Annotated in this window: 24 protein-coding genes and 1 pseudogene; 15 read left to right on the top strand and 10 right to left on the bottom strand. The window is 56.3% G+C overall.

Annotation, left to right across the window (positions count from 1 at the left end; all coding sequences use genetic code 11):
* Positions 1–581: 581 nt before the first annotated feature.
* Positions 582–1,061, top strand: a complete 480-nt coding sequence (locus AWB72_RS27235; RefSeq protein WP_143754702.1) for a hypothetical protein — start codon at positions 582–584, stop codon at positions 1,059–1,061.
* A gap of 31 nt (positions 1,062–1,092) precedes the next feature.
* Here the strand turns inward: AWB72_RS27235 and AWB72_RS28710 are convergent, their stop codons facing one another.
* Both AWB72_RS28710 and AWB72_RS27230 read right to left on the bottom strand, forming a co-directional pair.
* Positions 1,093–1,896, bottom strand: a complete 804-nt coding sequence (locus AWB72_RS28710; RefSeq protein ID WP_143754701.1) for a hypothetical protein — start codon at positions 1,894–1,896, stop codon at positions 1,093–1,095.
* Between the two features lie 712 nt (positions 1,897–2,608).
* Positions 2,609–3,109: pseudogene (locus AWB72_RS27230) on the bottom strand (tyrosine-type recombinase/integrase); the annotation flags it as partial.
* A gap of 861 nt (positions 3,110–3,970) precedes the next feature.
* On the opposite strand from AWB72_RS27230, the gene AWB72_RS27225 reads away from it, so the two are divergent.
* Genes AWB72_RS27225 through AWB72_RS28700 form a run of 4 tightly spaced genes read left to right on the top strand, consistent with a single transcriptional unit; the run spans position 3,971 to position 9,455 of the window.
* Positions 3,971–5,068, top strand: coding sequence for a hypothetical protein (locus AWB72_RS27225; RefSeq protein ID WP_143754700.1), 1,098 nt, complete (start codon positions 3,971–3,973; stop codon positions 5,066–5,068).
* Complete coding sequence (locus AWB72_RS27220) at positions 5,065–8,172, top strand: hypothetical protein (protein WP_087129038.1); 3,108 nt, start codon at positions 5,065–5,067, stop codon at positions 8,170–8,172. The genes AWB72_RS27225 and AWB72_RS27220 overlap by 4 nt, the downstream gene beginning before the upstream one ends.
* A 57-nt stretch (positions 8,173–8,229) precedes the next feature.
* Positions 8,230–8,997, top strand: coding sequence for a hypothetical protein (locus tag AWB72_RS28705; protein ID WP_143754699.1), 768 nt, complete (start codon positions 8,230–8,232; stop codon positions 8,995–8,997).
* Positions 8,998–9,017: 20 nt separating this feature from the next.
* Positions 9,018–9,455: a hypothetical protein gene (locus AWB72_RS28700; RefSeq protein WP_143754698.1), complete on the top strand. Its 438-nt coding sequence runs from the start codon at positions 9,018–9,020 to the stop codon at positions 9,453–9,455.
* A gap of 794 nt (positions 9,456–10,249) precedes the next feature.
* Here the strand turns inward: AWB72_RS28700 and tnpC are convergent.
* From tnpC to AWB72_RS27190, 6 genes are all read right to left on the bottom strand, one after another.
* Positions 10,250–11,842 carry an IS66 family transposase gene (gene tnpC / locus AWB72_RS27215; RefSeq protein ID WP_087129006.1) on the bottom strand — a complete coding sequence of 531 codons (1,593 nt, stop codon included), beginning with the start codon at positions 11,840–11,842 and terminating at the stop codon, positions 10,250–10,252.
* A 29-nt stretch (positions 11,843–11,871) separates the two neighbouring features.
* Complete coding sequence (gene tnpB / locus AWB72_RS27210; RefSeq protein ID WP_241269968.1) at positions 11,872–12,243, bottom strand: IS66 family insertion sequence element accessory protein TnpB; 372 nt, start codon at positions 12,241–12,243, stop codon at positions 11,872–11,874.
* A complete protein-coding gene (gene tnpA, locus AWB72_RS27205) occupies positions 12,240–12,626 on the bottom strand; it encodes an IS66-like element accessory protein TnpA (protein ID WP_244285770.1) in 387 nt (128 codons plus the stop codon). The genes tnpB and tnpA overlap by 4 nt, the downstream gene beginning before the upstream one ends.
* Positions 12,627–12,705: 79 nt before the next feature.
* A complete protein-coding gene (locus AWB72_RS28695; protein ID WP_143754697.1) occupies positions 12,706–13,299 on the bottom strand; it encodes a hypothetical protein in 594 nt (197 codons plus the stop codon).
* Between the two features lie 246 nt (positions 13,300–13,545).
* The gene (locus AWB72_RS27195) at positions 13,546–14,472 is read right to left on the bottom strand and encodes a DUF3553 domain-containing protein (protein ID WP_159459413.1); all 927 of its coding nucleotides are present in this window, start codon (positions 14,470–14,472) and stop codon (positions 13,546–13,548) included.
* 97 nt (positions 14,473–14,569) lie between these two features.
* Entirely contained in the window at positions 14,570–15,106 is a 537-nt protein-coding gene (locus tag AWB72_RS27190; protein ID WP_087129034.1) for a recombinase family protein, read from the bottom strand.
* Between the two features lie 193 nt (positions 15,107–15,299).
* On the opposite strand from AWB72_RS27190, the gene AWB72_RS27185 reads away from it, so the two are divergent.
* On the top strand, positions 15,300–15,938 hold the full coding sequence (locus AWB72_RS27185) for a recombinase family protein (protein WP_087129032.1): 639 nt from the start codon (positions 15,300–15,302) through the stop codon (positions 15,936–15,938).
* A 206-nt stretch (positions 15,939–16,144) separates the two neighbouring features.
* Positions 16,145–16,336, top strand: a complete 192-nt coding sequence (locus tag AWB72_RS29010; protein WP_087129031.1) for a hypothetical protein — start codon at positions 16,145–16,147, stop codon at positions 16,334–16,336.
* Positions 16,337–16,610: 274 nt separating this feature from the next.
* On the opposite strand, the gene AWB72_RS27175 is transcribed toward AWB72_RS29010, so the two are convergent.
* Complete coding sequence (locus tag AWB72_RS27175; protein ID WP_087129029.1) at positions 16,611–17,876, bottom strand: RNA-guided endonuclease InsQ/TnpB family protein; 1,266 nt, start codon at positions 17,874–17,876, stop codon at positions 16,611–16,613.
* 285 nt (positions 17,877–18,161) lie between these two features.
* Here AWB72_RS27175 and AWB72_RS27170 point away from each other — a divergent pair, with 285 nt between their 5' ends.
* The 7 genes from AWB72_RS27170 to AWB72_RS27140 all read left to right on the top strand — a co-directional run bounded on the left by AWB72_RS27170 (position 18,162) and on the right by AWB72_RS27140 (position 22,634).
* On the top strand, positions 18,162–18,443 hold the full coding sequence (locus AWB72_RS27170; RefSeq protein WP_143754696.1) for a hypothetical protein: 282 nt from the start codon (positions 18,162–18,164) through the stop codon (positions 18,441–18,443).
* A gap of 7 nt (positions 18,444–18,450) precedes the next feature.
* Positions 18,451–18,753, top strand: a complete 303-nt coding sequence (locus AWB72_RS27165; protein WP_087129026.1) for a hypothetical protein — start codon at positions 18,451–18,453, stop codon at positions 18,751–18,753.
* 21 nt (positions 18,754–18,774) lie between these two features.
* A complete protein-coding gene (locus AWB72_RS27160; RefSeq protein WP_087129024.1) occupies positions 18,775–19,383 on the top strand; it encodes a hypothetical protein in 609 nt (202 codons plus the stop codon).
* A 155-nt stretch (positions 19,384–19,538) separates the two neighbouring features.
* Positions 19,539–19,748 (top strand): DNA-binding protein, encoded by a 210-nt coding sequence (locus AWB72_RS27155; RefSeq protein WP_087129023.1) that lies wholly within the window; start codon positions 19,539–19,541, stop codon positions 19,746–19,748.
* The gene (locus AWB72_RS27150) at positions 19,745–20,110 is read left to right on the top strand and encodes a hypothetical protein (protein WP_087129021.1); all 366 of its coding nucleotides are present in this window, start codon (positions 19,745–19,747) and stop codon (positions 20,108–20,110) included. Before AWB72_RS27155 ends, AWB72_RS27150 begins: the two co-directional genes overlap by 4 nt.
* Before the next feature lie 70 nt (positions 20,111–20,180).
* Positions 20,181–22,271: an AAA family ATPase gene (locus tag AWB72_RS27145; RefSeq protein ID WP_087129019.1), complete on the top strand. Its 2,091-nt coding sequence runs from the start codon at positions 20,181–20,183 to the stop codon at positions 22,269–22,271.
* A gap of 174 nt (positions 22,272–22,445) precedes the next feature.
* On the top strand, positions 22,446–22,634 hold the full coding sequence (locus AWB72_RS27140; RefSeq protein ID WP_087129018.1) for a hypothetical protein: 189 nt from the start codon (positions 22,446–22,448) through the stop codon (positions 22,632–22,634).
* A gap of 327 nt (positions 22,635–22,961) precedes the next feature.
* On the opposite strand, the gene AWB72_RS27135 is transcribed toward AWB72_RS27140, so the two are convergent.
* On the bottom strand, positions 22,962–23,399 hold the full coding sequence (locus AWB72_RS27135) for a hypothetical protein (RefSeq protein ID WP_143754695.1): 438 nt from the start codon (positions 23,397–23,399) through the stop codon (positions 22,962–22,964).
* A 748-nt stretch (positions 23,400–24,147) separates the two neighbouring features.
* On the opposite strand from AWB72_RS27135, the gene AWB72_RS27130 reads away from it, so the two are divergent.
* Positions 24,148–24,747, top strand: coding sequence for a YjaZ family protein (locus AWB72_RS27130; protein ID WP_510183655.1), 600 nt, complete (start codon positions 24,148–24,150; stop codon positions 24,745–24,747).
* Positions 24,748–24,940 lie beyond the last annotated feature (193 nt).

Raw genomic sequence — 24,940 nt, 5'->3', positions numbered from 1 at the left:
CGCTGACCCACTTCGCTATCACACATCACGCGCTCTACCACCTTACTCTGAGGGGCGTCGTTCGCGGATCGCTTACGGATAAAAAAGTCGATAGTCAAGACACAGACGGGAGCTGCTACGCGGTTCAAGTCTGCGCGGAGGCGGCTCTTGCGTTGGCTCGCAGGGCTGCTGATTGCGGGTGTCGCGACTGCGCTGAGCGGCTTCGTTACAGGTCAACTGCAGCCGTTGTTGACGTCAGCCTCCGAAAAGCTAGGTGGAATCAAATGCCACCTTCTTGCTACGAAGCCAAAACAAGACGACAAACGGCTGCTTGTACTCATATCACCTCTTGCTGGAGACGATTCAAGCGAAACACAGACCGCGCGCCTCCTCGGCGCATTTCGCGGACAAGGCGTGAATGCGTACACCTCCTGCGAGCGAATTGCATTCGATCCCGTGAAGGAAAACAACTCATCGCAGGAGGAAGTGGTCCGAGCTAGCAAAGCTTTGTTGCAAAAGTATGGCGGAGATGTGCTCATGTTCGGAGAGGTCGGCGTCACAGATAAGGCCGTACGCGTTTGGCTTGTCAACGAACTCGGCGGATGCGAAGAACGACCGACGCTAGTCGTCTTCGAGAACGGTTTCCCGCCTCCTTCAGCAGGGTTAGCTCCAGCGATAACTCGGAAAGCTTTGGATCCGATGGTGAGTGCAGTGTTAGCCGCCTGCAACGCCGTGCTGCGGACTATAAAGGTTTGGAGCGCAGGACCAGAAAGGTTGGCGTCTATCTCGAGCACTTCAAAGCAGACAGCAAATTAGAGCTAACGAGTCCGGTAGCATGGGCGTATGCCACAGCATTGAAACTTCTTTATCGCGAGCAATTCAAACAGAAATGGTACGACACAGCGACCGCCTTCAACCTCGACCGGGCGAATCGAATCTTTGCGCAAGATCCGAGAGGTCGAGCTCTCTGGCTAGCAATGCAAGCCGATATGGAAGCCCAGAGGGCCTACTGGTCTTCGAGCGAAAAGGCGTTCGACACGGCACTCGGTCAGGCTTATCTGCTAGCGCAGCGGCTGCCGTAAAAAATCCCCTTCCGTCCGGCCCGCATTGCTTTTAGTTTGCATGGCTGCAATATTCGTCTGTGGGTAAAGATCGGAGAACGGAAATTTTCGATCCCGGCAGCACGATGAATTCGGACACGCCGTAGTGTCCTGACGCACCATCGGTGTTGCTGCCCCAGTCATAGGTATATCCAAGACGAGTAAAGGGATATCCTGGCGCACCGCTGTCGCCAACGACATACGCGTAAGCCATCTGGTCGTTGACAATACGTAATTCGATTTGGTCCTGACTTCCATCCGCCCGAAGCGCACATTGCGGACGGCCATCATCGGTTGAATGTACGCCAAGACATGGGCGCGCAATATTGCTCCGCGGCGCGGCCAGCTCAACAAACGCTACCTTACGATAAGAAGGAGGAGAGTTAGGAGGAAGCCCAAGAAGCTGTTCTAGTCGATTCCGAAGTGCGTCGCCGGAAAGCCCCCAGCTTCGACAAATCAGCTGAATCTCGGTAGGCAATGAGACCCAGATGGGTGTAGCTCCAACGGTTATTTCGCACGCCCCCTCGGCTTGGCAGTAGTGTTTAGAGGCACCTACCCAGGTGACGACGGTGACGACGTCGCCTTCTGGAAGCGGCTGCAAGGTTCTGACGTTGCGTGGAGTAACCACTGCCGCGTCCACGATCGCGGATTCATATCGGTTGTCGGCGCCAGAGTTACCAAGCGAGCCGACGGCGCACCCTGAAAGTGAAAGCGCAAGAAGAGCCAATAGAGACGCGGCTATTCCACTTCTTGCGACCCGTTGACTGGCGGTCTGCGAACTGACGCAGCAGCGATATAAACTGATTAGGCTTAGCATCACTCAGTCCTCCGCGATAGTAGGTGCTGACTTGCGCCAGCCGAACTGCACCCGCATCCGACGTAAGAGGCAGGGCGGCTGAACGTTCAATTCCGCGCGCCCATTACATCGGATTGCCAGATGTGTTAACGCGTACGAACGTACACGTTCGAATCGTCCGGGACAGCGCACATCATCGATGCCATATCACTATCCCTACGGTTTGGACGGAGGCGGCGCTGGCGGCTTCTCGGTCGACTGCTTCTTTAACTCCTCAATTTCCTTTATGGTTATCTCCTCCTCCTTTGATTGACCTGTCGCGCCACATCTCTGGTCTTGGGCACTGGGAGAACTCTCACTCCGGTTTTCCTCATTGCTGCCATCCTGATGTCCCGCGCATACCAAACCAGCGTGCGCCGAAGCCGGTCCGACTCTTCGTTGTAACATAGCACCCTCCGGCAAAAAGCGAATTGAAGCTGATAAAAAAATTAGCCCGCGCTAAGAACTTGGTGCGGTGTGCGGCACGAGTCTGTCAGACATGACGGTGGTCGTGGCATTCCATGCAGTTACTTGGGCTACGATGCGAACATCTAGTGGAAAAGCGGCATAGTCGTCGCTTGAGATGAAAATCAATCGTTCCTGGTTTATCGTTTCCCCGGGCTCTATCCACTGATGCTCCGGAGCAAAGATGTCAGAAGCCCCGAGTGTGATTCACTCTCGGTTGATGAACGACCTTACGGCCCTTGCCCTGTTCGACACGCAGCGTCATGCGCTGGCTATCGATGTCGCCCACTTGGAGCGCGACCATTTCGCCGGCCCGCGACCCGGTGCCGTAGGCGAGCGACAACGCTGTCTAATGCTTTGAATTACAGGTTGCCGCAATCAGTCGCCGGACCTCGTTCGGGCTGAGGATAACCGGCAGTACGCGCGGCACGCGCACCGGCTGCATCGAGCTCATCAATTCCGGCTTCCAAAGCGTAATGTCGAAGAAGAACTTCAGGCCGGTGATTGCCGCATTGAGAGAGATAGGCGATGTTCCGCGATCGACCAGATACAACTGGTAGTTTCGCAGGTCTTCGACCGTCGCGGTGTCGGGCGAGCGTTTGAGATAGCGAGCGAATTCACGCACGATGCGCAGATAGTTCGCCTGAGTCTTCGGAGAAAGCTGGCGCATGCGCATGTCATCTGTCATACGCTGACGCAGAGGGCTGACGCCCGGTTGAATGGAGGTCATGATGCGGCTCCGTTGAAGAACGGGGCGGATTGCCCCGACCTTCAACATACGGAATCGCACCATCCACCTCTCAATACCCACCAAGTCGAACCGCAGCCCCTACCGCGCGAGCGGTTTCGTTCAGCGGCCACAAAGCGACAGTCAACAATGACCGAACTGAAAGAACCGGAGTGTGAATTATTTACAGACATTCGAGCTGCCAGAATTGCTGGCCACGTGAGGAAGAGCATCTTTAATCACAGCCGACGCGGGACTATGCTTCGATGAAAGTATCAGAGCCGTCCACCGTGCATTAATTTGGGACAGGAAGTAACCCCAGTCTTCGGGGTCGGCCGACCAGTCCGTTACGGCTGAATCCGTGTTGTCTGGCCTTGAAGCGCTGGTTCCCAGCACCGGCATGGACTCTCCTGGTCAGTACTGAGGTTCGGCGTCCGGAATAAATTGCGAGTCAGTAGAATTCAGTTCATTGCGCAGAAACGGGTAACCGCCGAGAGACCACTTCACCGTTTGTGGAAACCGCAATTACAACTAGCCAGCAACCTACGCTCAATCCTCGCCGGTATTAGAAGGGCAGCACTTCATTAAATTTTCACTTACATCCGCAGATCGCAACCCACTACACGCTCTAATGTGGGCAACCCAACATAACGAAACATCGGATGCCAAAATCAGCTCCGAAATATGCCAAAGCAATCCCGTAATGCCTAAAATTTGAAACCAAGTCGTCTGCGTAATGGAAGAGCGCATCGATGCAAATAGCGGGCTCTCGTAGCCTTATGCCCTTCTTATAACCGCGGGTACGTCACATGAGGCGGTTCTTCGTTTTCCGCAGCGTATGGCCATGGAAGGAGGATGCACCTCATGCAACCGGCTTACTGCGCACCCCTTGCTATTTCCTGCAGACGGGATTTCAAAGCCATGAAGCGACACAGTTTCTTCGACGGTCGCTTGCGGATCTTGCTCGCCCTTTTCGCTTATCTGCTCATCGACCCGGTGCACGCGGATCCAGTCGCCACGGTAGCGCAGCTCTCAGCGCAAGTTTGGCGTCCCGCTGCCCCATGGTGTACCGATGGGCAGGGAAAAGCGTTCCCATCAAAGGTTGACGCCAATGGAAATTGCGATGACGGCGACGCAGTGATTTTCAACGGTCTGCTTTGCTATTCGGGCGAAAACGTGGCTTGTGACGCCGTGCAGAACGCTCAGTCTCGCGAGGCGGCTTTACCGCGCCGCGGCGAATGGTTTCGTTCACCCCGTCTCGCGCTCAACCCGGAACTGCACCCTTCGAACTCCTTCTCCAACGACCAGAACCTTGGAGTGCTGCTTAGTGTCGTCAACCATCGCTCCGAACAGAAGTATCTAGATCGGCTTTCCGCTTGGACAACGTGGATCGAAGCCAATGCAGCATGCATCATTGGGAACGAGCCTCTTTGTCTGCGAGGATGGCCGCGCTTTTGCAGGGACGACAATGAGCATGGTTGCGGATTGCGCCCTGGCGACATCGCCACATTGGCAACTGTTTTGCACCGGCTGAATCTTCCGTTACCGCAGGGCCCAGGCGGAGCCATGGGGCAGTTATTTGACGCTTTTGTCGAAGCGGCTATCCCGATTACCTTCGCGGACGCGAATACGAACGACACCGACTATCCGCTACATCTAGTAGCGGTCGAAATTCTCTTGTGGCGTAGTTTCGGCGCCAGCGACGACACCTCTCCGATTCTCGACCGCGCAGCTGCCATCCTCCATCGCCGCCAGCCGAAAAACCCATTCTTCGCATACCTGGCGGGCGAACCGAAGAACACTGTCGCGCAAGGGGTCTTGCAATTTTGTCCCGACAGCGCACTGAGCGTACCGAAAGATAAGGTGCAGTGGACTTGGGAGCGCGCCGACGGCACGGGCGCAGAAAAAAAGAGCATGGTTTGGGATTGCATTTTCATGGCCAACCTTCTGGCGCGCCCATGAAATTACGCCAAGTATTGAAGCATTCCGTTCTCGGGATTGTCTCCTTTGTCACCGCGCTAACGCTGAGCGCGCCGGCTCTTGCGACAGACGCGAGCGTGGGTCAACTGTGCTTCAGCGGAGTAAGCGGGAGACAGTTCCAAGGAGACGTATCGACCAAGGGCAGTATTGACTGGGTCCGAGTGAAATATCAATACCCAGGGCCAGGGACCGAGCCCAACGCTCGATTCGTGATTTTCTCCAAACCTGTTGATGACCCTCGGCCGACGCCAAGCTGTGATCGACAACTTGCGCTAGCAAAAGCGCAGGGAATTAGCGTGCTCATCGCGGGAAGGATCGAACACCTGACTCTTGACGGTCGCATAGGTCGTGGTCTAAGCAACTCGTTGTGGATTCCAAGCGGCGAAGGAAAACTCGATCTAACGCTCGGTTACGTCTCGACCGGATTGCTTCCTGTCGGCGGAGGAAAACTTGATCTCGCAAAGTCAAGGTTATACATCGAGAGCACGCGCGAGTGGCTTGTCCAACCCAGTTCCGTCGAAGGCGAAGTCGAGATCCACGGTTACTTTCCCCGAGCAATCACCGGTGTGCAACTAGCATTTCCCGGGCAGGCGAAGGCGACGTCGGACCTTAGATTGAAAGATCCTGCAAACGACAATCTGCAGATTAGATTGGACATCGCAACGGGGGCCGCGACGATATGGCAGGGAAAGTATGCGATGATGCCCGTGACGATCGATGGCGACGAACTGGATGTAGGTCCCATGAGGTTCGGAAAGCCGAAACTCTCGACGCATGGCGCTAGTCTAACAGCAGACCATGGGAAACTGATCACGTCTGTGAATGATGTAAGTGGTTCTGCTGCCAACTTCTCAACGACCGCCGGCGGCTTGAGCGCTCAAGGTAAACAAATTTCACTGGTCGCGACTTCACTTAATGGATCAACGTCCCAAAGTACTACCGCATTCGCCATCGAATCCCTCGCTGCCACCAATATAAAGCTCAGTGGCGCCGACGTTGGTTTGTCTCCCAAGGAAGGGAACTCCGATATTGTAGAGGGGCCTATGTCGGCTACTTTCAACACTTTATCGAAAGATACACTCGATGGGATTGTTGATTGGATAAAGCCTAAGGTCTCGGGTCTACCGCTTCGCTTTGCGCAAGACTCTGTACAGCGTATCAACGTTCAATTGAAGGGAACAACGAATGCGCCAGCCGTCAACGGATGGCTGCAGGCCGCCTCTTTCGGATGGAGGGGAGTAGGCATTGCAAGTCCTGTTAAGCTCCTGTTTGGCCGAGCGCCCAATGCTCAAGAACTGAGACTGCCCATTGATTTGAACGTGCCCGCGGGTGGCGGTAGCATAGAACTGAGCGATTACGATCAGAAAGTACTTGTTACAGCGAAGCTCCAGCGACTTCGTTTGAAAGCGGAGGTGGCTATTCCGATAACCGCCCCCGATGCGGCAAGGCTCGAAATCGCTCCCAATCAATTCGACGTGGCCATGCAAAACAGCATCTCCACTGAGCCGTGGCTTGCGGGCACAAAGCCTACGCTAGCGAATCTAAATGTCGAATTATCTAATCCTGTTGCAGTGCGTATAAGCGAAGACTTAAGTGTGGGACACTTCATACTTAGCACGGATGTCTTAACTCTTGGTCAGCCTATACTTCGTATTGGCAAAGGTGGAACCGAGCGGCGCGCAAACCTTGATCTAGATTTAGACGGAAAGGCACTATTCGCGATGCCAATTGCTTCTCCCTCGTTGGTACTAACGAAGGCGATACTAAAAGCCAAAGCTGGGTTCAAATTTATCGACGTAGCAGGGTCTAGTATAGACATCGGGGGAACAATCGTTACCGAACCGAATGTCGAGCTCAAGAACCTAGAAATAGACATCGACGCTCTGAGCAAAACGAACTCGATAGTCGCACAAGGACTTAGCATCAGTGGTTCGCGGTTTGAGCGTCCTCGCCAAAGTCCATCTGAAACGGCCTTTTCAGGAAGGCCAGAAGGCGCGTTTCAGATCGAAAAGATCGATGCTATCCCTCGTTTGAGTTCGGCGAGTATGTTTATCGATGAGATCGATGCTTCCGGTCTACGCCTTTCTCTCACTGACGCAATGCTAACCTTGGGTGAGACATTAGTTCTCGATAGTGCGGGTATCAGCGTTAGCGTTGATGTTGTCGCATCTAAGAATGAACGCGATAAGAACGACGATGGAACCGCGAAATGCGACGAAAACTGCAGGCCGGTTTCGGTAGCCCGCCAGTACTTCACAAACCTTGAGGTTCACGCGAGCGGAAGACTCAAGGAATCGGAGTTCTCACCAAACATGGCTCTCGATGTGCCCCCCACTGTGAGTAACCTCGTGCTAAAAGTATCAGGACGCTCGGACAGACTAGATGGGGCGGGTAAGGTTCGAATCGGGGCGTTCAGCGGAACCTATTCGACCCCTTATGAATTTGCATTCGGGTGTGAAGATGGCTCCAAACCGAGAACAACCCTTGACGGCCGATTTGCGACTGGCGGAACCGTTGGCGATCTCGCAATCTCCGTCGATAAAGGTGACTTTGGCGTCTCAGGAGCATTAGCAGCGGTTGGATATGCCTTCACCAGTAACAAAGCGACCGGCTGCCCAGGTTCGAGTAAAGACATCATAGTTTCCGAAGAGAAAAAGATCTCTATGACTGGCTGGTGTCCTACTTGGAGTAACCCGGGCCGCACCTGCGAGTGGTACACCATCATTCCAGCTATTAAGTTTTCCTATAGACTCCAGTTTGACTTCGGCGCCATGGCGGGAGGCGCCGCAGCCACTAGCGCCTATCTGAAAATGGATAAAAGCGAAAATCTCGTTTGTCTTGTTCCACCGATGCAAGTGACACCGCAGGGAATAGCTATGGGAATTACGCCGCAATTCGTTTTCAACAACACCCTCCCTCAAATTGCAAAGGATATTGTTAACGGCACGATCCGCGCGACGTTACTATCTTACGAGTCAGCACTATTGACAGCAATTGGAACATCCGCAGCCGGTATTGCTGGCTTCGTGTTCAACGACCCCGTCTTAGGTACTTTAGCGTGCCAGATATTGGGTAAGAAACACTGACAGATCGGTGGGCTCGTGGACATACGCCTACTATCCCATACAACGAAACTGCGATCGATGGATACTTGGAAAAAGCTTCTCTTCATGATCATTTTCGCATCTTGGATGGTGATATCGTTTGCGCAACCGAATATCTCTGTCGTAAGCGTTTCGATTCCGCCAAGGAACACTTGGTGTGCGCAGACGCAGATTAGAAGTAGTGACGCAGATTCGCTCGATAAGTACGCTGCCACACTACAACAAGCGCTTCGAAAGCTCGATTCCACTTTGATCTCGGCGAACGCGCGAGCCAGTGGGACGCCTTTTCTTGGCGGATACACGAAGCTCGAAGGTAAAGACGAAGGTGGAAAATTGCTCAAAACGCTGAGCTTGGACGTTTGCACAGTCGTTTCAACGTCACTTCCTTCACCAACGACGCCTGATGTGACATTACATATAGAGCCGCAGTCCAACGCGATCGTGACGGTTTGCGCTCGAGCTAGTTCAGACAGCTGCGTTGCGGACCTTCGCCAAGCAGTTGCTCAACAGTACCCGCAGTTATCCATTGATGAAATAGGAACATGGAACTGGCGTATGGTCAGCGCCAAGGGCAGCACTGTCAGTGAGCAGAATGCGCGGGACGCTCTAACGGACAGTACCTCGCGGCCGATAACCTTGAACCCTTCGACCGTGGTAAGCGGCGACATATCTGTGCCGGATCCGCACGTTTTTCGCCCCTTCCTGAGCGGCAGTGGCAACGTCACGGTTACACAGTTTTTTCCCACCGACTGGGTCTTGGTAGCCATATTCCCTCCGCCGCTTCCAGCGGCGGCTGCCGGTCACTAAACTCAACACGAGGTGAAAATATGCCCAAAAATCGCTATCAAGCATCGTTGATATTTAGCCTCTGTATCATTTGCTCGATTGGCTCTGCCGCACCTAGATCGTTGATCGCCTGCTTCGAGCCGATTGACTCTACAGACAAGCGTTTCGTGCCCTTCTGCGTGGCGCGTATTGCTTCAACCTCTATACCGCAAGGCGCGAACATGGTTTCGCAATCGGCGATGAAAAAGATCGTTGCATTGGCATTTGCTGGGCTCGCGACACCATCACCTCCGCAGGCCGGCTCATACAAAACTACTGGGCAGGCGGACGCACAACCAGACGTCGCTGGAATCATCGGTCCCGAAGATATCAGTTCGATTGTTGGAGTCGTTATTGAGGACTTGCGCAATCAAGGCAAGCAAGCACCCGACGTACTATGTCAACTCCGAAAGGATATCAATTCGCTAGGTAACTCATAGATGCACGCTGACACCAACCGAGCCGACTGAGGTGACGCGCCTCGCCACACAGGCAATTCTCAATTTAACGGTCAAGGAAGGAAAAATTCTGGCCACGTCCGTCGGTAAGAGGCGGCCAACTTTCGTGTATAAAGTTTGAATGCGCCGCTGACCGTCATCTACAGACTCTTCACCGAGACCGAAGTCGCCCCGGCGAAAATCAATCACTTAGCGAGACAATTCGATGAAGAAGGTATCGTGCCCCTTTAGATATGGCGCGCCGAGAAATAATTGATTCGTTCACTTTTCGGCGTCAGCCGACATACGGTTTGTCAAACGACCAAGAATGGCCGCTTTGGAAGGGGTAGAGTCGTTCGCAGAATTCAGCTGAGAGTTAGCTTCGGGTCGGCTAGGGACGAACAATCGGGCCGCACGCGCCCGTGAACGGACGGTCCAGGTGGTCATCCAGTCGGCAATCGGGGGGCCCGTCCGCCTTGGCTCAATGACCGTTGTCCGCAAAGCCGATCGCCGCCGGCGCTACCGCAAGCGGGCCGTGAAGGGATGGTCGAAGTCGTCGTCCAGTTCAGTTGGACCAGACCTTATCGGCCCTCGTACAATGACCGCTATTCAGCGAGCACATCGCGGGCCGCACCGCCTCGACCCGGCCAATTCCGGACATCAGGTCGACTCGCCGTAGCATTGATGAGCATAATAAGGAGGCTACGCGTGCTGAAAACTATCGATGAGCAAAACAAAGAACTATCAGAAAAGCGTAAGCGTGGCTCCAGCGACGTCTTGACTGGAGACTGAGATCTTTAGAGCGCGGTGCGGATCTGATCGGCGACGACCCACGGTGTGAGTTCATCGATGCGGTTGATCGCATGCCCCGCGATGCGCGCGAGCACGAAGCGCAGATACGCCTCTGGATCGATGCCGTTGAGTTTTGCGGTGCCAATGAGGCTGTAGATCGCGGCGGCACGTTCGCCGCCGGAGTCTGCTCCAGCGAACAGATAGTTGCGTCGACCGATGGCCACCCCGCGTAGCGCGCGCTCGACTGGCAGGTTATCGATTTCGAGCTGGCCGTCATCGCAATAGCGTGTGAGCGCTTCCCACCGGTTCAGCGCATAGAGGATCGCCCGGCTCGTATCCGATTTGCGCGAGAGCGTCTCCAGCGTCGTTGTGAGCCACGCGTGGAATTGATCGAGTAGCGGTCGCGCATGCTCCTGGCGATGCGCACGGCGCTGGTCGGGCGGCTTGCCCCTGATCGTTTCCTCAATCCTGTATAGTGCGCCGATACGCGCAAGCGCCTCGGTGTTCAACGCATTCGGGCGCGCTGCGTGCAGTTCATAGAACTGACGTCGAGCGTGCGCCCAACAGGCCGCCTCTGTGACGCGCCCGGTTTCGTAGATGGCCTGGTAGCCGCCGTATGCATCGGCTTGCAGCGTGCCGTCGAATGACTTGAGATGCTGTCGCGGATGGATACCCTTGCGATCTGGCGTATAGGCGAACCACACCGCGGGCGGCGTCATATCGGCCGATGTACGATCATCGCGCACGTACACCCACAAGCGACCGGTCTTCGTCTTGCCGTTACCCGGTGCCAGCACTGGAACCGGCGTGTCGTCGGCGTGGAGTTTCGTCGCCGACATCACGTGTCGACGCAGCGTTTCAACGAGCGGCTGCAGCAGCGTCGAAGCGTGACCGACCCACTTCGCAAGCAGCGAGCGATCAAGCTCGACGCCTTCTCGCGCGTACATCACCGACTGCCGGTAAAGCGGCACATGGTCTGCGAACTTCGAGACCAGCACGTGTGCCAGCAGCCCTGGGCCGGCGAGACCGCGTTCGATAGGACGACTGGGTGCGGGGGCCTGTGAGATGTTGTCGCAACACACGCACGCAAACTTCGGGCGCACATGACGGATAACCCGGAAGCTTGCCGGTACGTACTCGAGTTGTTCGGCAACATCTTCGCCCAGCAGCTTCATCTCGCCACCGCAATCGGAGCACTTCCCGGCAGATTCGGGCAAGTGCGTCCGGAGCTCGCGCGGCAGATGTTCAGGCAGTGGCTTGCGCGGCGCTTGTTCCACGGCCGCGCGCGGCGTCCTAGGGATTTCGACCGGCGTCGCGCCTTCGTCGGCCTCAAGTTCTTCGAGGCGCAGTTCGAGTTGCTCGATCTGATGGTCCAGTTTCTCCGACTTGCGGCCGAACTGCATGCGGCGCAGCTTGGCAATGAGCAGCTTGAGGTGTTCGACTTCGGCGATGCGTGAAGCCAACGCAGCTTGTTGCGAGTCGACAGTTTCCTGCAGTTTGAGCACTTGTGCGTCGCGCTCGCGCAGCGTCGCTTCCTGGCTGAGCAGCATGGCCTTCAGCGTTTCGACATCGTCGGGAAGTGGGCTCGCGCGCGTCATGCAGGCAGTTTACGCGCCCGCAACGACGTTTACAACGCCGAGGTCGGTCGTGCCGTTCTCGTCGGTTGCCGCCAGTCGATGCCTTCCAGCAGCATCGACAGTTGCGCCGGGCTCAGGCAAATAACGCCACCGTCGGCCTGCGGCCATACGAAGCGCCCCTTCTCGAGTCGCTTCATCAGCAGGCACATGCCATCGCCGCTCCACCACAGCACTTTGAGCAGGTCGCCGCGTTTGCCGCGAAACACGAAGATGTGCCCGCAGAACGGATCCCGTTCGAGCACGGTCTGCACCTTGGCGGCGAGACTGTTGAACCCGGCCCGCATGTCGGTGACTCCCGCGGCCAGCCAAACGCGGGACCCGGACGGCAGGCCAACGGCGGACGGCAGCATCAGCAGGCTCATCGGGCAAGGCCCCGCATGATCTTGATCAGGGTTGCGATGGGCGTATCCGCGCTCAGGCGTAGACGGACGTCGCCACATTCGACCTCGTACATGCTCGCGCTGTCCGACGCTGGGCACGCCGGTACTTCCGGTGAAGACTCAGCCACTGCCACTGGTAGCCAGTTGAGCACAGGCGCCTCTGGCAGCGTGACGTCGGGCATGCCGAAATCGCCGGCAAGATAATGACGACGCCATTTGAACAGCAGATTGGCGTTGATGTCGTGCTCGCGAGCGATGAGCGCGGCCGACGCACCCGGCTTGAGCGTCGCCTCGACGATCTGCCGCTTGAACTCGACAGAAAAATTGGGCCGCTTCGGCCGTTTGGATTGAGGAGAGCTGTCCACTGTTGCGTCCACCATTCATTTGGTGGGCACCAAAGTAGCCAAACTCAACGACGAAATCTACACGGTAATGAAGACGCGCTTACCCCTGCGGTACAGGGTCGGTGATAACAGTCGCATAGAAATAGATTTTCTCTGCGGACGTGCCATCGTCACGGCGCTCGGCGACAATGACGCCCACCTCGCAATCGTCCGGATGATACAGATTGTGGTTGCGAACAAGATCGCGCCACTCGGCGAGATAACGTGATGCATGGCCACCATGCGACCACGCGCAGGACCACTCGTCGCACACAATCAGAACCTTCAGGCGTGACGTAAGCGCACAGAGCTTCCTGACTTCGTGCCCTGCGCTTGGTGTGTTGTTCTCCGACTCGACATGAATGATGGGCACGAGCGTCGCCTTTTCCGCCGCGCTCTGCCCGACGCAAAACGTTGAGTCGACGCGAAACAACTCGTACACGTCAATAAGACCAAGGCACTGCGCGACCTTTGGGAGAATGCCGTTTTGATAGAAACTCGTCCTGTTTGCCGCCGACTCCCAAGCCCAGGAAAAAGAGCACGGGTCAGTCGCCTTGAGTGCGTCAACAAAACATGCCTGAAATTGGACCCAAAGCGCCTGACTTCGTTGCTTTGGTGAGGCGTAGTGCCGCCAGTGGAACGAGGGATTGACCATGTCTTTGTTCCTTTATAGGTTTTTTGCCCAGCGGTCTGAAAGCCAGGCTCGTCGCGATGAGCGTTTTTATTGCAAAGTCGAACGGCAGTGCCCGGAACTTTGGGCTGTTGAAGCGGATGGTTCGGCTACCGTCACGGCACATGCAGTTCTGAGTGCCGCCGGCGGTCCTTGGTCTGTGCGGGACGACGGCTTCCGTGCGGGTCATCGGAGGCCACGAAGACAGCGAAGGAAGGAAAACGGCGCTGCTTAGCTTTCCGCATAAGTGGGGGCGGTGACCCAGATAAATGATTGCACGTCGATCATGTCTCGCGGGACGAGTTCCGCGCGGCCATCCTTGATCAATCTGGCCTTCAGCGTCTCGAAGAGCGTCTGGACGCAGCGATAGGTAAGCCAGTTCAGCTCGGGCCGATAGTTGATATCGATCCGAAGCATATCGGCCGCAAACTTGGTGGCTTCGGGCTTAAGGAAGGCATGTGTCTTCGGAAAGCCGATGAAAAGGAAATATGTTGCGATAGGCCACTTCGCTGCGCCGACCTTGTCGAGCATTTTGCTAAAACGCTCGAACCGGTGTTGCTCGGATTCAAGGCCGTTAAGGAGATCGTTGAGCGCTTCAGCGAACACCTGTTGTCCACCATCGCGCGACAAACCATTCCCCAACGCGATCTTTTCCTGCTGGTGAATTAAATTGGTCTTGTTGATGACCGCCTTCGCTCGGTCGCATATTTCATTGAATGCATGGGCTTCGAGCAATTCGGTGAGCACTTTCTTTTCAAGACGTTCGTGCAGCAGGGTAACGGCCGAGTCTTTGTAATCCCGCTCGCTTCGTCGCCCGGAAAGGTAATCGGGATCGTTGAATCCTTTCGGAAAATATTTGAGAAAGTTTTCGGAGGCTTTCTCAAGGGAAAGGATCGTGGGCGGCTTCCTTGCCTTCAATGCCGTTCCTTTGACTGGAGCCAACTGGTGAGCAACACGTTCCGTCAGACGGACCGACTGCGCCTCATCGCCCGTCACGTTCGTGAAGCTCGCCCTTGTTGGATCGAGTTCTTTCAACCCCTCGACTTCGAACATGATACGAACGCGATCGGCCGATTGATCGGCGAGAACTTCTCCGACTCCCCATTCGGGTCTTGTCGCGTGCTTCACTCGATCGCCTTTCTTCAGTTTCGCTTGCATCCGCATCCTCACCGTCTTAGCGCAGTGCGTAGAGGCTAGTGCTTTCGGACCAATTCTCTGTGTGTGGCGACGAACAGTTTTCCTATTATGCAGGTGTTTAGTTGGTCCGCATATATTGGTGCAGCGTTTCCCGGCTAATCCCAAACGCCTTAGCGACGGCGGACTTGGTTTCCCCGGCTTCGACGCGCGCCTTCAACCGCCCGACCTGTTCGGCGGTCAATGCCGGCTTACGGCCCTTGTAGACGCCCTTGGCTTTCGCCAACTCGATCCCTTCGCGCTGGCGCTCTCGGATTAGCGCCCGCTCGAACTGAGCGAACGCACCCAGCATCGTCATCATGAGTTGCTCCATTGGATCATCGTTTTGCCCGGTGAACTCAAGCCGCTCTTTCACGAACTCAACTTTGATGTGCTTCGCGTTCAGCTCGCGCACCAGGCGCAACAAGTCCTCCGTATTGCGGGCGATACGGTCCATCGAATGGACGACGAGGGTATCGCCATCGCGCAGAAATTCGAGGGCTTCTTTCAGCTTTGGGCGGTTCGTGTCTTTGCCGCTCGCCTTGTCCGTAAATTCGTTGTCGATCTCAACGCCATCAAGCTGCCGTTCGGTGTTCTGATCCGCTGAGCTGACGCGCACGTATCCGACCCGTTTGCCTTTGCCCGCTTGGTCTTTATTCTGACACTGTCACCGGGGCCGCCTGACAGTCAAATTAGGCTATGCCTCAAGCAGACCGGTGCGGCACCTCTCATATCGGTACATAAAACCCCTTTACTGTACTTATATCAGACCGCATAATCAAAACCAGTTAAACCAGACCGACAGGTTAGAGATGCCGAAAAGCACTAAGCGCCATGTGTTCACCTACCTGCGTGCATCGACGAAAGAGCAAGACGCCGCGCGCGCACGCGCAGCCCTCGAAAAGTTCGCGGAAGAGCATGGGGAGCGCGTCGCCGCGGAGTTTGTCGAAAACGAAAGCGGTGCCACTCTGAAACGCCCGGAACTGTTCAAGCTGATCGAACGCGCGAAGGCTGGGGACGTGCTTTTGCTCGAACAGGTTGACCGGCTTGCACGACTGAATGAAGACGATTGGAAAACCCTTCGCCGCAAGATCGACGAGAAGGGCATCGTGATTGTGGCGCTCGATCTGCCTACGTCACATGCGGCACTCGCTTCGGGGGCGACTGACGCATTCACAGGCCGCATGCTTGCCGCCATCAACTCGATGCTGCTCGACATGCTCGCGGCAGTTGCACGCAAAGACTACGAAGACCGCCGCCGCCGTCAGGCCGAAGGCATCGCTAAAGCGAAAGACGAAGGCAAGTTCAGGGGTCGTCCGGTTGACATTGAGAAGCGTCGTGCGATTGCTGACGCTCTGCAAAAGGGCCTTAGCTGGTCGTGGATCGTCTCGCATCTCGACACTAGCCGCGCGACCGTCGCAAGCGTATCGGCGGAACTGAGGGCTGCTTGAACGCTTGAGTGAAGAGCGGGGCATCGACTCCGCTGGGATCACTCATGATCCTGGTCGATTGGCGGCGAGAGGATCACCCGCGCCAAAAAAACGACCCTTTGTAGGGAGTCGTGAAATCGTTCGCGGCGCAAATACCGGTTCCTTATACTTGATGTGTCGCAGCCCCTTTCATAACCAACAACAAGAAGGAGCACCAGTGCAGTTCAATGAAGAACTGCTTAATCGAAGGCTGGGGCCCTCATCGCCGTCATATTGCCAGCAATCCCGGAAAGACGGATTGCCAGCGGTTCACCCAGCCTTGCGGGACGCAGTTCGCGGCGAATGAACAGCAGCTGCGCGCGGGTGGTGGCTCGGAAGAACACGAACCCTGCATGGGGTTCACGGCAGACATCGAGTGAAACCGCACGTCTGGCGTTGCCCCCTCTCGCGGTGCTGGCTCTGTACCCCGCATGGGTGGCGAAACCCGCTCGCGATCTGCGGCACGCCCCACGGCGCATATTGGCGCTACTGGCCCGCGTGGCCGGCTTTTTTTTTTTTGCCCTCTACAACAACATTTGGCGCCCGTCGCGTAGTCGTTATCCGGCGTCCGTGGCATCCGTCGCTACACCAATGGCAAACAACAAGTCGTGGCATCCGTCGCGACGGAATATCATCCTCTTGGCGTCCTCGTCGCTAGGAGGAATATCGTCCTCGTGACATCCATCGGCTTTCGGCGACTTCTACTGCGCCCGGCCATGAAATGGCAAGGTCGCTTCGATGGGTTCCTGTTGCTGACGGAATTGCTGCACCGTTCACTCGGCAGGCTAACTGGGCGTGCCCCGCCCTTAAAACGTTCATCGCGCCAACAACATCGGCGTGATTGTGATAGCTACATTCCACACATGCGAACTGCTGTTTGCTTCGGTTGATCGCAGCGACATGTCCACACGCGGGACAGGTCTGGCTCGTGTACTTCGGTGGTACGGCAATGAAGATTCCGCCATTCCAAAACACCTTGTACTCAAGCATGCGTCGGAACGTGCACCAGCCCTGGTCCAGAATTACGCGATTCAAACTCGACTTCTGGCGAATGCTTTTCCCCGGCGCGTCAACCGTACCGGAAGCCGACCTGGTCATGTTTTTCACCTTCAGGTCTTCGACGCACACCATTGCGTGTTTTTTGCTGATGGCAGTCGACGCCTTGTTGAGAAAGTCACGACGAACGTTCGCGATCCGAGCGTTCAGCTTCGATACACGCGCCTTTTCCTTTCTCCAGTTGCGGCTGTTTAACACTTTGCGATCCATGCGACGCTGAGCCTTCGCAAGCGCATCTTGATGTTTCTTGTAACTATTGAGCGGCGCGATTGTCTGGCCCGTGCTCAGCGCCGCGAAGGTGGTGACACCGAGGTCGATACCGACAGCGCTTCGCGATTCCGGCAGCGGAATCTCCACCTCACGCTCGGCTAGGATGGACGCAAACCATTTCCCGGCTCGCAACGATACCGTGACGCTCTTGACGGTCCCGACGATTGATTGACTGTTTCGATAGCGCATCCAGCCGAGCTTGACCAGCCACACACGCCCATTTTGGTGGTCGATCTTGAAGTGCTGGGGGAACCGGACGCTATCGCCGTCGCCCTTCTTCTTGAAGCGCGGGCAATCAGCGCGCTTCAAGAAGAAGTTCACAAAGGCGGCTTCCAAATTCTTGAGCGCCTGCTGTTGCGTTTGCGCAGTGCCGCCCGCCTTAAGCCACGGGATCGTTTTGTCGGCCCGCCACTGAGTCAGCATCAACCCCATTTGACCAAAAGTCAGCCGCTTCTCGCCGCGCTCGAACCGCTCATTCTGCAACGCAAGCGCCTTGTTATAGACGAAACGACAAGTGCCGGCGAACTGCCGCAGCAAGCGGACTTGTGCGCCATTCGGGCGAAGCTCGAACTTGAAGGCTTGGTGTCGTTTCATGGACGAAAGCGTAGCCCAGGTCCATATCTGGCCGCAACGGTGAGTTGCGCGATGGCATTACCGTAGGAAGTATGTGCGGCCCCATCACTACTGCACGCCTAGACGGGCTTGCGGATCGTCCAGCGCGGTCCGACGACCACCGCTCAGCCATTGTATCGATCGTCGATACCAAAGCGAGTCTGACCGCGATACCAAAATAAATCTTCGACATTATGCAAATAAATGTCAAATCCCCAGCCGGCCGGCGTTGGGCGCTACCATTTAGGGAACCAACGGGAGGCTGCAATGGGCGCAATGATGGAAGACAAAGAGGCCGAACTGCGTGTAGAGAGGGAGCGCCGGGAAGCCAAGTGGGAAGCGGAACGAGCGGCAGTGCGGGCACAGGAGGAAGCGTACAGACGCGAAAGCGAACGCAAGTTGCGCCGATCCAAGTGGATGTTTCGCGGGTGGATCGGGACGCTCGGGGTGGTCTATGTGTACTTTCTTGGGCCGACGATCATTCGTGTTCTGATCAAAGCGGCTCACGAGTGGGGCCAGCTCTTTCACGATCTGCCCAGTCTTCTGTGAGGCCAACATGCTGACCGACGAAGAGCGCTTGCAGCGGTCACGCGAGACCGTCGACCAGATGCAGGACACCGTGCGGCAAATGCGCGAGGACAACGAGCGCTGGTTCAAAGCACGCGCGGCCGAACGCGCAGCGGAAGACTTGCGGAAGGCACAAGGTAAGTGGGGCGCAGACGATTGGATGTTGCTGCTTGCCAGATTTGCGATCGGTTTTATGCTTCTGATGTTCTGCGTGCTGATATACACCACGCTTCCTACGATCATTAACGCCGTCATCAAGGCGACGACTCAATGGCAGGCTTTGTTGCGATAACCTAAAACTGACACTGGAGAAATGATGAAAGACGTTGGCTTGCTGCAACTGCGGAAACAACTGACCGTTGAAGAAGCAGCATGCCTGCTCGCCGTTAGTGGACACGACGAGGGGCAGTGGTCTACGTTGCTCATCGAAGCCATCGAGAGCGGCGATTTGCTGGCTGAGCCGATTGTCCACTGGGAAGTGGTTGACTACCAAAGGGGAAACTACCTTGGCGCTATCAACCCAATGGCGACGATCGTACAGCGCGTGGATTTGGACGCCTGGTGCCAGCAGATGGGCATTACCCTGCCGAGCAAGACGGCCAATACTGCGGGCGAAGCAATCGCTGCCAGTGCGATGACAGCGGTAACGCCTCGCCCTAAAGAGCGCCGAGGTATTCTGGACGCCCCGATTGATCAGGCGATTGAGAAAGCGGGAAGGGGCGCTTCTAAAGCGGCGGTTTTCCTGGTGTTGAGAGAGATGGCGCTGGCTGAGGTACACCCTTTTTCCGGAACCGTCACTGAAAAAGGGCTGGAATACACTGACACGCAAAACAGGAAGGGCATGTTGACCAGAGACGCCTTAGATGCTCGTCTTCGCCGCCGCGAAACCGGTCCGACGGTTGCCGTCGATAAGCGTCGGTAAGATACCGTAGGCGACGTAGCTATAGGAACGTTGGCCATTCAGAAATAAGGTTGCAGCTAAGCGATTCGCAGCCAGCCCGGTCGATAGATAGTGCATTCCACATCGAAGCCCCGGACTCCTGTGACGTGAAACCCTGTTTCATGCTTGGAGACCTTATGACGAACCGAACCATGTCGAGCGAGCCTCAGCGCAAGCTCATTTCCACCGAAGAACTCGCGGCGAGTCTCGCGCTTCGCCCGCACTCCATCCGCAAGCGTTACTACCAGACCGGCGCGTACTTTTGCTTGCACCCGGTGAAGCTGCCGAACGGCCGCCTCATGTGGCCCGCCGATTCCGTCGAGCGCCTGACGGGAGGTGCGGCATGACGCAGGTTTCGGCTGACCACCTCATGCTTGATTTCTACAATACCCCGCGCGAACTGTTCGAAGTCCTCGACACGATCTGGGCAAAGTCTCGCTGGCTCGACCCATTCCGTTTCTCGTATGCGTGGCGTGAGAACGCGCCGCGCGGAGTGCCGCCTTTGTCCATCGATATCCCCCTCTCACAGCGTGTGACTTCTCTCCTCGACTACCTGGGCATTGCGGACACTGTCGCATTGGAATTCGAGGGATGGGGTCTGAAGCCCGTGCGCCGTTCTTCTGCAGCGGTCAGCACTGGCGTCTACTATCCGCCGTCCGCGCTCGGCGCGACATTCAATCCTGACATCTTTTTCATGCTCGGCAACTAAAAGAAAGCTCCAACCGTCTGCGCGAAAACAGGCGGTAAGCCGTTAAGGATAACTTACGTTTACAAAAACCATGGTAGCAAGCCAAACTCCCCAAGTCCTTGAAGAGCGCCTCTTGTCGGCGTCTACCGGTAAAGGAAACCTCGGCATTGTCCGCCCTACGAAGCCGATCAGCTTCGCCACGCTCGAAGCGTTTGTCTCGAAGCCGATGCAAAACCCGGTTCCGCACAGCGACTTCATGGCGCTGGGCAAAGCGGAGCGCAACGAAGCAAAGCAGCGCGATCCGTTCATCGCATGGGGTGCTTTCGACGGGGACAAGCGCACCCGTGATGCTCTCAAGTACAGCTCGGCAGTGGTTCTCGATTTTGACGATGATACGGTCGAGCTGTATGCCGCTCTCGAGCGGGGCGCTGTGCTCGCGCCCTTCGATTACGTAGCACATACCACGCGATCCCATACGCCGGACGCGCCGCGCCTGCGGATTATCGTTCCCAGCGGACGCGATATGGCCCGTGAAGAACGCCTCGCGGTGACGCCCGACATCGCTTCGTTTTTTGGAGCGAAGCTCGATCCTGGTTCGGCGCAAGCCGAACGCGCCATGTATGTGCCCGTACAAAACCAGGGAGCTGAATACAAGTCTTGGGCGCATCGCGGGGGCGGCTACTTCAACCCCGACTATTACTTGGTGAGTCCCAGCTCCGAAGTGGTGACGCCGACTGAAGCTGAAGCGTGCAACGATGACAATTTCAGCATGTTGGAGATGAAGCAGCCCGATCTGCGTTGGTCCCTGAAGCGCGTCCAGCACGAGCTGCTGTCTCACCTCGATCCAAACGCGGCGGAATGGGATCGCAATCGTTGGCTGAAGCTCGGCATGATCCTGCATCACCAAGGCTGCGGCAACGACGAATGGCTCGAATTGTGGGATTCCTGGTCAGCAAACGACGAGCGCGTGAAAGATGACGGCGAGCTGATGTATCAGCCTGGCCTATGCGAAAAGGAATGGGAAAGCTTCGGCCGTGCGAGGAACGTCGCAACGATCGGAACCCTGATTCAGTGGGCACGGGAAGCGCGCAAGGCAAGGAAAGACCGTCAGACCATCGACCCGCCGTCTGGAGCTGCGCAGAGTCCTGCGACTGTGCGCTTTCCTCTGCGCTCTGCTGCCGACTTGGCGAATGCGCCGCCGATGAAGTGGCTGGTGCGCGGGATGTTGCCGCTCGAAGGTCTGGCCGCGCTGTTTGGTCCGAGCGGAAGCGGAAAATCGTTTCTGATGCTCGACGTTGCTGCCGCCGTGTCGGGTGGCGATGCCGAATGGTTCGGACGTCGCGTCACGCAATGCCCGGTAACTTACTGCGCCTTGGAAGGCGACGCTGGCATGGGCAAGCGCGTCAAAGCGTGGGCCACCCACCATGAAAAGCCGTTGCCTGACGATCTGCGCTTCATGACCGCGCCTTTCGACTTGCTCGACGACGCAGGCGTGGCCGAGCTTGCTCACTTGATCGAAAGCGCTGGAGGTGCTGGCGGCATGGTTGTGCTGGACACGCTGAACCGCGCTGCGCCCGGCGCGGACGAAAACTCGTCCGTGGATATGGGCAACATCATTGCCGCTGCCAAGCGCCTGCAGAGCCTGCTCGGCGGCTTGGTCCTGCTCGTCCATCACACGGGCAAGGACGCCACGAAGGGCCTGCGCGGGCATTCGAGCCTGCATGCAGCGCTCGATGGTGCCATCGAAGTGAACGCGACCGACAGCCGTCGCGAGTGGATCGTGGCCAAGTCGAAGGACGATGAGACCGGCGCTGCTCACCCATTCAAGCTGCTCATCGTGGAGCTCGGCGACGATGACTGTGGCGATTCCATCACGAGCTGCGTGATTGTGCCGGATGAATCGGTGCAGGCGGTGAAACGGACGAAGCTGCCTTCTGGTGGTAATCAAAAGATCGCGCTCGACACCTTGGCCGAGCCGCTGCGCAATTCTTTCGAGACCGGGAAGGATGGCGCGCCGGAAGATCGACCTTGCATCCGCCTCGATGAGGCCATTGCGCTCGTGGCCGAACGGATGCTGTGCGATCAGCCAAGGAAGAAGAAGGAGCGAGCCAAAGACGCCGTGAAGGGCCTAGTGGCAAGAGGCATCTTGGGCGCGAAGGGCGACTGGCTGTGGCGCGTCTGATTTTCTTGTGATTTTGGATTTGCCCGAAATCCCCGAAAACGTGCAAAACCGGACGTGGCACGAACCGGCTTTCGCATTGACACGCTCACAGCGAAACCCTGCTTCGTGCTAGACACCACAGACCAGAACTGGCTGATGCCGTAGAACGATTGCAAAACTAAATAGAGACCAGAAATGAAAAGGGAAAAGACAGCCGCAGACTACAAACTCCTCGCCCAACTCATCCTTTGGGGCTTTATCAGCCTGCCATGGATCAAAGAATATGGCACTGGTGTTGGCGCTTGGATTGGCGGCGCCATTGCGGCCGCAATCTGGTACGGTTTCGCTTTTCTCAGTTGGCTTTGCAACCGTCACGAAGAATAGTAAGTACTGCCACTCGCTCACGGCAATAAGCTCCCATCATAATGCTTTGTGCGGCGGAACTCGGGAGTGAACGGCGTAGTTCCTTCACCTCGCCTAAGCTCGTGGTACTGGCGGGGCCGCTGTATACTGACATTCGAACGGCGGAGGTCGGGAATATCACTGCGACCGCCAGCAATCCCGGCTACGTCCGAAGTCCGGCCGGGGGCCGTTCCTCTTCTATACTCACCGATGAACGGTGATCGTCGGAATGTGCTGGACGATCCGCAAGCCCGCCTAGGTTTGCAGTACTGGCGGGGCCGTTCACGCTGCTCTTTGCTGAGTCGAACATCAATCCTCGTGTGTATTCGAGGCGTCATCTCCGAAAAGTATCTGACGTTCCTCGTCATACGGCAGAAGTTCTTCGAAGTAGTCGGCAAAGCGACCCTGATCAGCCCTGCAAAAAAGGCCTTTGTTCGCCTCAGCCATAACAAGAGGCTGGAATTCGTCAGGTAATTCGCGCGTGGCTTCGTCAGCTGCTCGCCTCAGCATGCGCGTTCGATATTCATTGGGCTTCAAGAAGTCCGCGTGTGCGGCGTCGCTATGGAGAAGCACCACATGTGTTAAATGCTTTTGCGTCAGCCAGTCCCATTGTTCGATTTTCTTTAGCCACATGAGCATCCTCGGCGTCATGCCAGAAGTACTAGGCTTAAGCGTCGCTTCATTCGGGGCCGAGTCGATGGTAGTGATCGGCGCGCTGGCTTTCTCCGGCGGCAGTGTTAAGGTCATCTTCCGTGTCCTGTTAATGATCTTGTCTACCATCATGACACTGTCGAGCCCTGCCAAGCCAGGCAATACGTGTACGAGCGGTGGCACCAAAGCTGGTCCGCTACATCGGGCGCTGAACCCTTCGATCGAGCCAGACGTTCTTGCCGATTTGCGTTGCCAGAAGACTTTTGTGACCGTTTGGTGTAACAGTCGTTTACACAAGGGACAATCGGTGTAGTTTTTCGGGCCATGCTTCTTATATAGCAAGCCACCTGATATTTCTTGGTGGCGTCCTTCATCACACCATTGGGAGGCGCTATGCCCATCGAACCAATTTCCCATTTTTCCCCGACTTGTCGTTCCTTTGAAGCTACTACCGTCGCCGAGCGCCTGCTCGCCTAGTTGCGTGCTTTGCGGGAGCATCGCATTGGAACGCTTCGCGATCTATGCAAGACCGATTCGGAACACGCGGTGCAGTGGGAGTCGTTGCCCCATGATGTTCGTCGCCGTGTGGGGCAGGTCTTCTACCGTCTCGTTCATGAGCAGCCTCGCGGTCAAGGGGAAGCTCACATCCGGTGCTGCAACTTGCCCGGCGGACCCTCGAACGTGCATGCGATCTACGAGCTCACTCCGATGTCACGTCTAGCGTAATGGCAAAGCGTCGGCGCTCAGCGTAGGAAAGCACGCCGCTGGTTAGAGCTGTTGCGTGTAATCCGAATTGCCATCTGTCATCGGGTAGAGTAGCAAGTTTTCCTTCTTCGATTCCACGATGGCTGCGCCATATCCACCATTCGAGAGCCCAGACGGTAGAACTTACACCTTCGACCATATGCAGCCGATTAGCTCTGTCATGTCGGTGACCGTCCAGGGCAAGCGCTATCGTGTTCCTACCGTAGTAATTTTTTCGCCTCACTGCTACACCGACGGGAAGCGGAGCACGGTTCGCATGGATAGCCCACTTTACTTTATGACGGACCACACAGGGCATCGTGATTTTTGCCCCCGGCGCTACCAAACATCGTTAGCTCTTCCCGAGCGTATGCGGACGCTTATTGAGCAAGGTGGTAGCTCTTGTTACAAGCTCGACAAGGGAAACTACATCCATATTCACGATGCTACGACTACCCAAAAGTGGCGCGGATGGTACGTGTTGTTTACGTTTGATCGTTCTAAAGCTGGGAGTCCTGTCGCGCTTAGGCTTAGCGTGACCAGTTACCACTATAGGCAGAGCAAGCCTGAGAACCTGAGGTGGACTGGTTCGTTGAAGTTACCCGCCCTAGTTGCGGAGTGGTTCAAGCACCGCGAGGATTTCTTGCAAAACTTCTCGGCTGATGATGGCGATACTGAGAACGACAAGCAGCAGAAATGAAAAAGCCCGCTCGAAAGCGGGCTTTAAGAATAATGCTGGGCCTCTTGGGTATGTCCACCTTTGGCGGAGGCCAGCTCATGAAAACATGAGTTGGCGGCATGGGCGCTACCTCCTGAGAGGACACCAGCGTATGCGCTCCACGGAAGAAATCATACATCAAAAGTACTATAGGGTGCAAAGATATCATTTAATT

The organism is Caballeronia concitans, assembly GCF_001544615.1.
GTDB classification, from domain to species: domain Bacteria; phylum Pseudomonadota; class Gammaproteobacteria; order Burkholderiales; family Burkholderiaceae; genus Caballeronia; species Caballeronia concitans.
Note: the sequence above shows the minus strand (reverse complement) of the source record. Positions and strands in the feature narration are given on the sequence as shown.